At 56.7% G+C, this 12,756-nt stretch carries 12 protein-coding genes; 5 read left to right on the forward strand and 7 right to left on the reverse strand.

The features are described 5' to 3' along the window. Positions 1–54 precede the first annotated feature (54 nt). On the reverse strand, positions 55–1,440 hold the full coding sequence (cysS, locus tag ABTW00_RS17345; protein ID WP_065356819.1) for a cysteine--tRNA ligase: 1,386 nt from the start codon (positions 1,438–1,440) through the stop codon (positions 55–57). A gap of 185 nt (positions 1,441–1,625) precedes the next feature. On the opposite strand from cysS, the gene ppiB reads away from it, so the two are divergent. The 5 genes from ppiB to mnmH all read left to right on the forward strand — a co-directional run bounded on the left by ppiB (position 1,626) and on the right by mnmH (position 5,734). Continuing rightward, a complete protein-coding gene (gene ppiB / locus ABTW00_RS17350) occupies positions 1,626–2,120 on the forward strand; it encodes a peptidylprolyl isomerase B (protein ID WP_064548074.1) in 495 nt (164 codons plus the stop codon). A gap of 3 nt (positions 2,121–2,123) precedes the next feature. Next, complete coding sequence (gene lpxH / locus ABTW00_RS17355) at positions 2,124–2,846, forward strand: UDP-2,3-diacylglucosamine diphosphatase (RefSeq protein WP_064548072.1); 723 nt, start codon at positions 2,124–2,126, stop codon at positions 2,844–2,846. A gap of 119 nt (positions 2,847–2,965) precedes the next feature. Next, positions 2,966–3,475, forward strand: coding sequence for a 5-(carboxyamino)imidazole ribonucleotide mutase (gene purE, locus ABTW00_RS17360; RefSeq protein ID WP_433636515.1), 510 nt, complete (start codon positions 2,966–2,968; stop codon positions 3,473–3,475). Next, positions 3,472–4,539, forward strand: a complete 1,068-nt coding sequence (gene purK, locus ABTW00_RS17365; protein ID WP_064548068.1) for a 5-(carboxyamino)imidazole ribonucleotide synthase — start codon at positions 3,472–3,474, stop codon at positions 4,537–4,539. Before purE ends, purK begins: the two co-directional genes overlap by 4 nt. A gap of 106 nt (positions 4,540–4,645) precedes the next feature. After that, complete coding sequence (gene mnmH / locus ABTW00_RS17370) at positions 4,646–5,734, forward strand: tRNA 2-selenouridine(34) synthase MnmH (protein WP_433636518.1); 1,089 nt, start codon at positions 4,646–4,648, stop codon at positions 5,732–5,734. Here the strand turns inward: mnmH and ABTW00_RS17375 are convergent. The 6 genes from ABTW00_RS17375 to ABTW00_RS17400 all read right to left on the reverse strand — a co-directional run bounded on the left by ABTW00_RS17375 (position 5,731) and on the right by ABTW00_RS17400 (position 12,668). Continuing rightward, positions 5,731–6,702, reverse strand: a complete 972-nt coding sequence (locus tag ABTW00_RS17375; RefSeq protein ID WP_065356822.1) for an ABC transporter ATP-binding protein — start codon at positions 6,700–6,702, stop codon at positions 5,731–5,733. The genes mnmH and ABTW00_RS17375 overlap by 4 nt on opposite strands. Next, entirely contained in the window at positions 6,699–7,676 is a 978-nt protein-coding gene (locus tag ABTW00_RS17380; RefSeq protein WP_064548062.1) for an ABC transporter ATP-binding protein, read from the reverse strand. The genes ABTW00_RS17375 and ABTW00_RS17380 overlap by 4 nt, the downstream gene beginning before the upstream one ends. Beyond that, on the reverse strand, positions 7,669–8,514 hold the full coding sequence (locus ABTW00_RS17385; protein ID WP_433636521.1) for an ABC transporter permease: 846 nt from the start codon (positions 8,512–8,514) through the stop codon (positions 7,669–7,671). The genes ABTW00_RS17380 and ABTW00_RS17385 overlap by 8 nt, the downstream gene beginning before the upstream one ends. A gap of 5 nt (positions 8,515–8,519) precedes the next feature. Beyond that, the gene (locus tag ABTW00_RS17390; protein WP_433641071.1) at positions 8,520–9,464 is read right to left on the reverse strand and encodes an ABC transporter permease; all 945 of its coding nucleotides are present in this window, start codon (positions 9,462–9,464) and stop codon (positions 8,520–8,522) included. Positions 9,465–9,519: 55 nt separating this feature from the next. Then, positions 9,520–11,112, reverse strand: a complete 1,593-nt coding sequence (locus tag ABTW00_RS17395; protein WP_064548056.1) for an ABC transporter substrate-binding protein — start codon at positions 11,110–11,112, stop codon at positions 9,520–9,522. A 413-nt stretch (positions 11,113–11,525) separates the two neighbouring features. Continuing rightward, a complete protein-coding gene (locus ABTW00_RS17400; protein ID WP_065356826.1) occupies positions 11,526–12,668 on the reverse strand; it encodes a porin in 1,143 nt (380 codons plus the stop codon). Positions 12,669–12,756: the final 88 nt, after the last annotated feature.

The raw sequence follows: 12,756 nt of genomic DNA on the forward strand, positions 1-12,756 counted from the left end.
GAAGGATTACAGAGGCGGAAATCCCCTCTCCCCAGCGAAGAGAGGGGATAACGCTTACTTACGGCGCCAGGTCGTGCCCTGCGGGCCGTCTTCCAGCACGATACCCATCTCGTTGAGACGGTCACGCGCGGCGTCGGCCGCCGCCCAGTCTTTCGCCTTACGCGCGTCCAGACGCTGCTGGATTAACGCTTCAATTTCCGCTACTTCACCGTCATCCGCCTGCGCACCGCTTTGCAGGAAGGCTTCCGGCTCCTGCTCCAGCAGGCCCAGCACGGCAGAAAGCTTACGCATATGCGACGCCAGCGCGTTGGCCGCGTGCGCATCTTCGGCTTTCAGACGGTTCACTTCACGCGCCATATCGAACAGCACGGAGTAGGCTTCCGGGGTATTGAAATCGTCGTCCATTGCTTCAATAAAGCGCGCTTCGAACGCTTCACCACCCGCCGCCGGGACGGATTTGTCGGTACCGCGCAGCGCGGTGTACAGACGCTCCAGCGCGGAACGCGCCTGCTTGAGGTTCTCTTCGCTGTAGTTCAACTGGCTACGGTAGTGGCCGGACATCAGGAAGTAACGGATGGTTTCGGCGTCGTAGTACTTGAGCACGTCGCGCACGGTAAAGAAGTTACCCAGCGATTTTGACATCTTTTCGCGGTCAACCATCACCATGCCGGAGTGCATCCAGTAGTTCACGTACTCGCCGTCGTGCGCGCAGGTAGACTGGGCGATTTCGTTTTCATGGTGCGGGAACATCAGATCCGAACCGCCGCCGTGAATATCGAAATGGTTGCCCAACTGCTTGCAGTTCATCGCGGAACATTCAATGTGCCAGCCCGGACGGCCTTCGCCCCACGGGGACGGCCAGCTCGGTTCGCCTTCTTTGGACATCTTCCACAGCACGAAGTCCATCGGATTACGCTTCACGTCAACCACGTCGACGCGGGCACCGGCCTGGAGCTGTTCCAGATCCTGACGCGACAGCTTGCCGTAGTTTGGATCGGTCGGCACCGAGAACATCACGTCGCCGTTGTCCGCCACGTAGGCGTGACCTTTAGCGATCAGCTGCTCGGTGATTTCGATGATTTCGTGGATATGGTGCGTGGCGCGCGGCTCCTGATCCGGACGCAGAATATTCAGCGCGTCGAAATCGTTGTGCATCTCGGCGATCATACGATCCACCAGCGCGACAAAGCTCTCACCGTTCTCGTTGGCGCGTTTGATAATTTTGTCGTCAATATCGGTAATGTTGCGCACGTACTTCAGCTTATAGCCGAGGAAACGCAGATAACGCGCCACCACGTCAAAGGAGACGAAGGTACGGCCATGGCCGATATGACAGAGATCGTAAACGGTGATACCACACACGTACATGCCCACAACTCCTGCATGAATGGGCTTAAATTCCTCTTTTTGGCGGGTCATTGTGTTGAAGATTTTTAGCATCGAGAATTCCATGTTTACGTGTGTGAACCGGGCTTTCGCCTGAAACGGTATATTCTACCCGTAATTCAACCCGGAAGCAGCACACAATGCAAGGTGATCGATGTTCCGGGTTATGCTATAACAGACGCCTATATGCCGCCTACAGGCGGGCTAAAGCACCACTCTAAACGGAACAGGATGCAGAAATGGTTACTTTCCACACTAATCACGGCGACATCGTCATCAAAACCTTCGACGACAAAGCGCCGGAAACAGTCAAAAACTTCCTGGACTACTGCCGCGAAGGTTTCTACAACAACACGATTTTCCACCGTGTTATCAACGGTTTCATGATTCAGGGCGGCGGCTTTGAGCCGGGCATGAAGCAGAAAACCACCAAAGAAGCGATCAAAAACGAAGCGAACAACGGTCTGAAAAACACCCGTGGCACGCTGGCGATGGCGCGTACCCAGGCTCCGCACTCTGCGACCGCTCAGTTCTTCATCAACGTAGCAGACAACGACTTCCTGAACTTCTCCGGCGAAAGCCTGCAGGGTTGGGGCTACTGCGTATTTGCTGAAGTGGTTGAAGGTATGGACGTGGTCGACAAGATCAAAGGTGTTTCTACCGGCCGCAGCGGTATGCATCAGGACGTTCCAAAAGAAGACGTTGTGATTACAAGCGTGACCGTCAGCGAGTAATCGGTGGCGACACTCTTTATTGCAGATTTGCATCTGCAAACGGAAGAACCGGCGATTACCGCCGGTTTTCTGCGTTTTTTGCACGGTGAAGCTCGTCAGGCCGACGCGCTGTACATCCTGGGCGACCTGTTTGAAGCCTGGATTGGCGACGACGACCCCAACCCGCTACATCGTGAAATGGCAGCTGCCATGAAATCGCTGGTTGATTCCGGCGTCCCCTGCTTCTTTATTCACGGCAACCGTGATTTCCTGATTGGCAAACGCTTTGCCCGCGAAAGCGGCATGCAGTTGCTGCCTGAAGAACAGGTGCTCACGCTTTATGGCCGCCGAGTGCTGATTATGCATGGCGACACGCTATGTACCGACGATCCTGGCTATCTCGCGTTTCGCGCCAAAGTACACACCCCATGGATCCAGACCCTGTTCCTCGCCCTGCCGCTGTTTATTCGCCGCCGTATTGCGCAGAAGATGCGTAATGACAGCAAGGCCGCCAACAGCAGTAAATCCATGGAGATCATGGACGTCAACCCGCGGGCGGTGGTTGAAGTGATGGAAAAACACCGGGTACAGTGGCTGATTCACGGCCATACGCACCGTCCGGATATCCATCGTCTGGTGGCTAACGGCGCGCAGGCGCATCGCGTGGTACTCGGCGCATGGCATACCCAGGGTTCAATGGTGAAAGTGACCGCGGAAGACGTTGAGCTGATCGCCTTCCCGTTTTGATTTTTCCGCCGTAATCAGCCGCTCCACGGCGACGCAACCGTTTTCCTTGCCCATTTTCCGTGTTATTCTCTGTGGCCTCTAACGTCGTGTGCAGCACACCCACAGGAGTTTTCAGACGCATGTCTTCCCGCAATAATCCGGCACGTATCGCCATCGTGATGGGGTCCAAAAGCGACTGGGCTACCATGCAGTTCGCCGCAGAAATCCTCGATATTCTGAATGTTCCTCACCATGTTGAAGTGGTTTCCGCCCACCGCACGCCCGATAAACTGTTCAGCTTCGCCGAAGACGCCGAAAGCAACGGTTATCAGGTGATTATTGCCGGTGCGGGCGGCGCTGCGCATTTACCCGGAATGATTGCCGCCAAAACGCTGGTTCCGGTGCTGGGCGTGCCGGTTCAGAGCGCCGCGTTAAGCGGTGTCGATAGCCTCTACTCCATCGTGCAGATGCCGCGCGGAATTCCTGTCGGTACGCTGGCGATTGGTAAAGCCGGCGCCGCTAACGCCGCCCTGCTCGCCGCGCAAATTCTGGCACAGCACGATGCGGAACTGCATCAGCGCCTCGCCGACTGGCGTAAAGCGCAAACCGATGAAGTGCTGAATAACCCGGACCCGCGAGGTGCCGCATGAAGCAGGTCTGCGTGCTCGGCAACGGGCAGCTAGGTCGTATGCTGCGCCAGGCCGGTGAGCCGCTAGGAATTGCCGTCTGGCCGGTTGGTTTAGAAGCCGACCCGGCCGCCGTGCCGTTTCAGCAAAGCGTGATCACCGCAGAAATTGAGCGCTGGCCGGAAACTGCCCTCACTCGTGAGCTGGCGGAGCACACCGCGTTTGTAAACCGCGATGTTTTCCCGATTATTGCCGACCGTCTGACGCAAAAGCAGCTGTTCGACAAGCTCAGTCTGGCAACCGCGCCGTGGCAACTGCTGGCCAGCGCCGATGAGTGGCCGGGCGTTTTTGACCGTCTGGGCGAACTGGCGATCGTCAAGCGCCGTACCGGCGGCTACGATGGTCGCGGCCAGTGGCGTCTGCGCAAAGACGACACCGCGCAGCTGCCGGAAGAGTGCTATGGCGAATGCATCGTCGAGCAGGGCATTAACTTCTCCGGCGAAGTGTCGCTGGTTGGCGCCCGTGCCCACGACGGTAGCACCGTGTTCTATCCGCTGACGCATAACCTCCATCAGGACGGCATTCTGCGCATGAGCGTCGCCTTCCCGCAGGCCGATGCCCAGCAGCAGGCGCAGGCAGAAGCCATGCTCAGCGCCATTATGCAGGAGCTGAACTACGTTGGCGTAATGGCGATGGAGTGCTTCGTCACCCCGGGCGGTTTGCTGATCAACGAGCTGGCGCCCCGCGTGCACAACAGCGGCCACTGGACGCAAAACGGTGCGTCCATCAGCCAGTTCGAGCTGCATCTGCGCGCCATTACCGATCTGCCGCTGCCGCCACCGGTGGTTAACAGCCCGTCGGTGATGGTCAACCTGATTGGCACCGATCTGAACTACGACTGGCTGAAACTGCCGCTGGTGCACCTGCACTGGTATGACAAAGAGGTACGGCCGGGCCGTAAGGTAGGCCATCTTAACCTCAACGACAGCGACACGGGCCGCCTGAGCGCGACGCTGGAAGCTCTGGTACCGCTGCTGCCGGGCGAATACGCCAGCGGCATTGCCTGGGCGCAAACGCGCCTGAAATAGGCCTTTCGTGCCGGGGAAAGTATCTAACGCTTCCCCGGCCCCCTCCTTGAAGCGTAAAATCCTGCCCTGACCGCCTTACCCCCACTTTGTTAGAGAAGGATTGCCCATGAAAAATGGGACGGATTACTGCGCTATTCTGCGCGCAGAAACGCCCATCATTGACGTTCGCGCGCCGGTTGAGTTTGCACAGGGCGCGATGCCCGCCGCCGTCAACCTGCCGTTGATGAACGATCAGGAACGCGCTGCCGTTGGTACCTGCTATAAACGTCAGGGGCCGGAAGCCGCGCTGGCGCTGGGGCACGAACTGGTCTCAGGCGAAACGCGCCAGCGGCGTATCGCCGCGTGGCTGGAGGCCTGTCGCCAGGCACCGCAGGGCTATCTGTGCTGCGCGCGCGGCGGGCAGCGTTCGCATATCACACAAAGCTGGATTAAAGCCGAAGGCATTGACTATCCGCTGATCGTCGGCGGCTACAAGGCGCTGCGTCAGGCGGCGATACAGGCCACGGAAGATCTGGTGCGCCATCCGATCGTGCTGATCGGCGGCTGCACCGGCAACGGCAAAACGCCGCTGGTCCGCCAGCAGCCGCACGGGATCGACCTTGAAGGGCTGGCGCATCATCGCGGTTCATCGTTTGGCCGCACGCTTGATGCTCAGTTTTCACAGGCCACCTTTGAGAATCATCTCGCCACGGCGCTGCTCAAAGGCGCACATCAACAAGAGCGCGTTCGCTGGGTGCTGGAAGATGAAGGCCGGATGATCGGCGCGAATCATCTGCCGGAATGTCTGCGGGATCGGATGGCCGAGTCGCCGATCGCGGTAGTGGAAGATCCGTTCGATCTGCGTCTTGAGCGCCTGCGTGAAGAGTATTTCACCCGCATGCATCACGATTTCCTCGCCGCCTACGGTGAAGAAAAGGGCTGGCTGGAGTACTGCGAATATCTGCATCACGGCCTGTACGCCATTCGCCGTCGTCTGGGGTTACAGCGCTTTGCTGAACTGACCGCGACGCTCGACGAGGCGCTGGCCGAACAGCAGCGCAGCGGCTCCACCGAAGCGCACTTCGCCTGGCTGGTGCCGCTGCTGAACGAGTATTACGACCCGATGTACCGCTATCAGCTAGAGAAAAAAGCCGACAAAATTGTCTTTCGCGGCACATCGGAAGCGGTCGTCCACTGGCTGGCTACACACGCTTAAACCTTAAATAGCCAGCAGGCCGCAAAGTGCCGCGGCGCGATCTCCTGCATCGGCGGCTCCTGCTGCTGGCACTGCGGCATGACGTGCGGGCAGCGGCTGCAAAATCGGCAGCCGCGAATGTCCGCCGTCGGACTCGGAATCTCGCCCTTCAATCCGCCTTCCTCCAGTTGCCGCACGCGCGGGTCTGGCACCGGTACCGACGCCAGCAGCGCCTGGGTATACGGGTGCGCGGGCCGCTGATACAGTTCACCGGCAGGGGCAACTTCGACCAGTTTCCCGAGATACATCACCCCAATGCGGCTGGAAATATGCCGTACCATCGACAGATCGTGGGCAATAAACAGATAGGTCAGCCCCAGCTCCTGCTGGAGATCCTGCAGGATATTGACCACCTGCGCCTGCACCGATACGTCCAGCGCCGACAGCGGTTCATCGCACAGCACAAACTCCGGATTCACCGACAACGCGCGGGCAATGCTGATACGCTGGCGCTGGCCGCCGCTAAACTCATGCGGAAAGCGCGTCAGATGCTCGGATTTCAGGCCGACTTTGTCGAGCATTTCCGCCGCACGTTCACGCTGGGTCTGCGCATCATAGCCATGAATCTTCATCGGCTCCGCCACCAGCTGCTGCACCGTCATGCCGGGATTCAGCGACGACCACGGGTCCTGAAATATCGCCTGCATCCGGCGACGTAGCGGCTTAAGGGTTTTCTCTGACGCATGGGCAATCTCCTGCCCGGCAAAGGCAATGTCGCCGGAGGTAATGTCGAACAGGCGTAAAATAGCGCGCCCGACCGTTGATTTGCCGCAGCCGGACTCCCCCACCAGGCCGAATGTCTCCCCCGGCTGAATATCAAAGCTAACGCCATCCACCGCTTTCACCAGCCGTTTGGGGCCTAACAACCCGCCGTTCAGCGCATAGTGTTTACGTACCTCGCGCAGACGAATTAACGGTAACTCGCTCATGCCGATGCCTCCTGTTCCAGCCATAACCAACATGCCACCCGATGCCCTTCACCGCAGGAATAAAATGCGGGCGGACGCGCACACTGGGGTCGACGATGCGCGCAACGCTCGGCAAACGGGCAGCCCGGCGGCGGGTTTAACAGACCGGGCGGGGAGCCTTCAATAGGCGATAGCCGATGTTCCGGGTCATCGGCACGCGGTAAGGAGGCCAGCAGCCCTTGCGTATAGGGATGCGCCGGGCGCAGGAAGATATCTTCAACCTTCCCCTCTTCCATCACCTGCCCGCCGTACATCACCACCACGCGGCTGCACATTTGCGCTACCACGCCAAGGTCGTGGGTGATCAGCAGGATAGCGGTCTGCGTCTGTTGCTGTAGCGACTTCAGCAGCCGGAGAATTTGCGCCTGAATGGTCACATCCAGCGCGGTGGTGGGCTCATCGGCAATCAACAGCTGCGGGTGACAGGAAAGCGCAATGGCAATCATCACGCGCTGACGCATCCCGCCGCTGAACTCATGCGGATACTGTTCAAAGCGTCGCGCCGCATCGGCGATACCAACGCTATCGAGCATCGCCAGCGCTTTCGCTTTCGCTGCCCGGCGGTCCAGCCCCTGATTGCGCATCAGAATTTCGCTCATCTGGCGGCCAATGGTCAGCACCGGATTCAGCGCCGTCATCGGGTCCTGGAAAATCATCGCAATCTCACTGCCGCGAATCCGCCGCATCTGCTGCGGCGTTTTCTCCGCCAGGTCATCGCCGCGAAAGCGAATGCTGCCGCCGGTAATTTTGCCGTTATTGCCCAGCAGCTGGAGAATCGATTTACAGGTGACGCTCTTACCGCATCCGGATTCTCCGACAATGCCGACCAGTTCTCCGGCCTTCAACGAAAAACTGACGCCACGCACCGCATGTACTTCACCGTCTCGGGTGAAGAAGGAGGTGTGCAGGTTTTCAAGTTCCAGCAGGTTACTCATCGCGGTTGGCTCCCGGTTCAAAGGCGGTACGGAATACGTCGCCCAGCACGTTAAAGCTGAACACGGTCAACAGAATCAGAATCCCAGGGAACATCGCCAGCCACGACGCCTCGCCAATATACGACTGCGCGTTGTTCAGCATACTGCCCCACGATGCCGCGGGCTGCTGTACGCCGAGGCCAAGGAAGCTCAGCGTCGACTCCATCAGGATTGCCGAAGCGATGTTTAGCGTGGCAGCCACGATAATCGTCGGCAGCACGCCGGGAATGATATGGCGGGCAATAATGCGCAGCGGATTTTCGCCGGAAGCGCGCGCGTAGAGGACATATTCACGCTCTTTGATAGACAGCGTTTCCGCCCGCACCAGCCGCGACATGTTCATCCACGTCAGCAGGCTGATAATCAGAATGATGTTGTCCACGCCCGGCTTCAGATAGGCGTTCAGCACCAGCAGCAGGAAGAAAGCGGGAATTGCCATCAGGATATCGACGGCGCGCATCAGCAAATTATCCAGCCAGCCGCCAAAGTAGCCGCTCATCGTCCCCACCAGCGTGCCGATCAGCGTCGAAAACAGCATCGCCAGGAAGCCGACCAGCAGGGAAATCCGCCCGCCCCACAGCGCGCGCGTAAAATAGTCGCGGCCATATTCATCGGTGCCGAACCAATGGCTGGCATCGGGCGGCAGCATCCGCGAGGCCAGCGACATCTGGTCCGGGTCGTAAGGGGTCAATCCCGCGCACAACGCCGCGAGAATAAAAATAAACAGTACCAGCAGCGAAAACTGCGCCGGGCGATTGCGGCGAAGCTGATGGCGTACGTTTTGCCAGCGTCTGGTCATCGTGGCTACCTCAATGTACGAATGCGGGGATCGGCGAAGCGATACAGCAGATCGGCCAGCAGGTTGCCAACGATCAGCATCAGTGACGACAGCAGGATAATCGCCATGATCAGCGGGTAGTCCAGCGAGGCGATCGCCTGGATCCCGAGCAGCCCCATTCCCGGCCACGAGAAGACGCTCTCGGTGACATAGGCCCCGACCACCAGCTCGCCAAACGACAGGCCAAACAGGGTAATCACCGGCAGCAGCACGTTTTTCAGCACGTGACGGAACAGAATAGTGCGATAGGTCGCCCCATAGGCGAGCTGCGTTTGTACATAATCCGCCGAGAGCTGGCTAATGGTGTTGGATCGTACGTAACGAACGTAAGTCGAGAGATTGTAAAAAGTCAGCGCAATGCACGGCAACACGCCGTGGCGCACCACGTCCAGCCAGCTATCCTCAATGCCGATAGTGCGCATCCCCATACTGGGAAACCAGTTTAGCTGGACGGCAAACACGGTAATCAGCAGGATACCAAACCAGAAAATGGGTACCGAAATGCCGATATAGGCAAACAGGTTCAGCACGTAGTCCAGCCAGCGGTGCTTAAATGCCCCGGCCAGCAGTCCCAGCGGCACCGCCAGGACGATAGCCAACAGCAGCGATGCGCCCATCAGGCCAAGGGTGGCGGGGATCCGTTCGACAATCATCTCCAGCACCGGGCGATGGTATATCAGCGAATAGCCCAGATCGCCACGCAGGATATTTTTCAGCCAGATGAGATACTGAGCGATCAGCGGTTTATCCAGCCCCAGGCTATGGCGGATATGCGCAATGTCTTCCGGCGACATGCGCGGCGTAATGTAGGCCGCGACCGGGTCACCCGGGGCGAGTTTGACCAGCAAAAACGCCACCAGCGAGATAAAGAAAAGCATCGGCAGCAGTTGCAGCAGCCGACGAGTCAACATAGTGTTCACGACATTCCCTTCACAAAAAGCCCCCGCAAGCGGAGGCTAAAAATGCTTACTTTTGATAGAGCTTTGATAAATCCTGGAACATATAAACCGGCTTCGGCTCTGCTTCCTGAGTGCCGCCGAAACGTTTATCAACCGCCACCACCGCGTTGGTGTAGGCAATCGGGTAGTAGGTCATGTCCGTCGCCACCACCTGTTGGATTTGCTTATAGATTTCACCGCGTTTGGCGCTATCGGTTTCAATCGCGCCTTTATCCCACAGGGCATCGAACTGCGGATTTTTATAGTGCGCGTAGTTGTAGGCTTCGTTGCTCATAAACAGCGATTTGTAGCCATCCGGCTCGGCACCCATGATGTAACCGCCCAGGCTCAGTTCGTAGGCGGTGTTGTTCATGTCCAGGCTGCGCTGGGACATGGCGTTGGCGTCCAGCGGCATCAGTTCGACGTTGATCCCCAGCGCTTTCAGCTGCTGCTGGATGTACAGCCCCATGCTCTCCTGGGTTTTGTTGGTGTTGATATAGGCTAAACGCAGCTTCAGGTCGTTCGGCGCGCCGGACGATTTCAGCAGCGCTTTCGCCTTATCCAGATCGTAAGCATACTGATCCACATCGTCAGAATGGTACAGCGTGTCCGGCGTCAGGAATGAGGTTGCCGGTTTCGCATAGTCCAGCGACGTGAAGGCCGTTGTCACCAGATCGTTTTTGTTGATGGCATAGGCAATGGCCTGGCGCAGGGCTTTGCTCTGCATCGCCGGTACGTTCTGGTTAAAGGTCATGTAAGCCAGACGCCCTTCCGGGTAGATCACGAAGTTAAATTTATCGGTTTTTTGCAGGCGGGTGACGTCCTGCGGGTCGACCATCTTCAGGTTGATCTCGCCGTTTTGCAGCGCAAGGTTTGCCGAGTTGCTGTCTTTCGCAAAGCGATAGGTCACCGAATCGAGCTTCGCTTTGCCGTTCCAGTAGTCGTCAAAGCGGGTAAGCGCGTAGTACTGACCGGCGCGGTACTCTTTAAATTTGAACGGCCCGGAGCCTACCGGCGCATCGTTTTTCGCGCTTTTTTCCAGATCGCTTTCGTTAGCGAACACGTGCTGCGGGATCGGGTAGATCTGCACCAGCGTGCCAACGAACGCGGCGCTCACCTGCGGCAACGTAAATTTCACCGTTAAATCATCAACCTTGCTCACCTGCACCGGCTTGCCGCCGAACATAAACATGCTGCGGAAGAAGCTGTGCTGCTTTTCATCCAGCAGTTTGTTGAAGGTGAAGACCACATCGTCGGCGGTGATTGGCTGGCCGTCCTGCCATTTCAGATTGGGTTTGAGCTTCAGGGTATAGCTGAGGTTATCAGCGGAAGGCTCAAGGCTTTCAGCCAGGCCCCACTCGACTTTCCCGTCGTTGTAGCTGTAGAGCGGCGCGTACAACGCCTGCATAATGGTGAGGGTTGTGCGATCGCTGGCATAAATCGGGTTCACCGCCAGCGGATCGCCGCTGGTAATACCGATAATCAGCGAACCGCCCTCTTTCGGCGCGCTGTCGCTGCTGGCCGCAGGGGCCGCGGCGGTTTCTTTATTTTTTGCATCATCACAGCCGCTTAAACCCAACGCCAGTGAAATTAACGCCGCAGGAACAAATAACTTACGCATACCTCATTAACTCCTTACCCTTAAATTTTTAATTCTTTCAAAGAAATAAATAACTGGACTGGCGCATTTAAGATATTTCACAACCTTTTCATTACGCAGGATTTTATTTGCACCCTGTTTTATTTTTAACGCGCTATATTTGCCCGTACAATCATTGCCAGGCAATTGAATTCTATTCACTTTGCCAATCTGTTCACACTTCCAACAGCGCAAAAATAAAGCCAGCATTATCAAGAAGATAATTCCGCTGAATGCCATGAAAAACGAATAAAAACAGGAAAATAAACGCTGGGGATTATAACCAGCTGATGTGTAACAAAAAAGCGGGAAGCGTGGCGGGAGTTAGATGTTATTTAACTAAGGAAAGATAAAAATAGACTAAGCAAAGGGCGGCAAGGCCGCCCTTTTGACGATTAGAAATCGTAACGCAGACGGACCAGGTTCATATCGCCCAGGTCGTCGGTGCTGGAGGTAAACACGTGTTCGTAGTCCACGCGGAAACCATAATCCAGCTGGAAGCTGATACCCACGCCGTTATCGATGCGCTGGTAGTTGCGACCATTCACGTATTCAATACGGTCACCCATAAAGTATGGCTGAACGGATTTAAGCGCGTACTGGCCCACCGGGATTTTGTAGCCCGCGAAGTATTCAATACCCCACGCATCGCCCGCGAAGTAATCGTGAACGGAAGATTTTTTGGTGGTCATAAAGTTCTGATACCAGCCGCCGCCAACGGAGAACGTCCAGTTATCCGGCGTCCAGCTCAGCGCTGTACCCACGATGTTCTGATCGTAAGTTTTGCCGTCGTGGTTGTAGGTGGTATTCATATCCGCACGGGTATAGTTCCATGCCGTACCCCAGGAGAGGTCGTCGGTGATATGGTAATCCACACCCAGTGAACCGCCGCCTTTACGTTTGTACAGCAGACCGTTGTTGAGGTTCAAATCATCGCTGAACAGGTAAGAGGCGTAGAGATCCACATCGCCTACCGTTTTCTTATACTTCAGTGACTTACGGGTACGATAAGAACCATCGTAGTCGCCGTTGATACCGTTACCCGGCGCCTGACCAATCATGTCATAGTCCCAGATATCGGTTTTCGCGCCGACCACATCGTAGTAGATGCTGTTCTGTTGACCGAAGGTCAGCGTACCCCAGGTATCGCTCTTCAGGCCGGTGTAGAGCATACGACGAGTCGTGTCGTTGGCGCCTTCAGCGTAGTGATTATCCCAGTCGAAGACCGCCGGAATGTTCACGCCCAGTTCGTAGTAGCTGATCCAGCTAATGTCATCGAACAGGTAGTAATCCGCGGCGAAGCGGAAACGCGTGCCGCCGTCGAAACCGTTACGTTTGTAAGAGCCTTTGTCACCATCGCCGGTCATCATGTTGAACTGCGGACGAATACTCCCGCCCACGGTGAAGTTCAGACGGCTAAGCGGGTTCCCGGCCTGCGGATCCTGCTTGAGCAGGGTAATTTCAGCCTGGGATGCGAAAGACGTTAAAGCCACTGCAGCACCGATCGATAACGCCAGTGCTTTCATTTTTATAGTCATTATTTTTCCTTGATAGATTTATAGCCAACTATCTGGCTGACAAATCTTATCGTTTATTAATAAATTCCACCTCGCTGATTTTTAATGA

This window comes from Kluyvera georgiana, assembly GCF_050990895.1.
GTDB classification, from domain to species: Bacteria; Pseudomonadota; Gammaproteobacteria; order Enterobacterales; family Enterobacteriaceae; genus Kluyvera; species Kluyvera georgiana.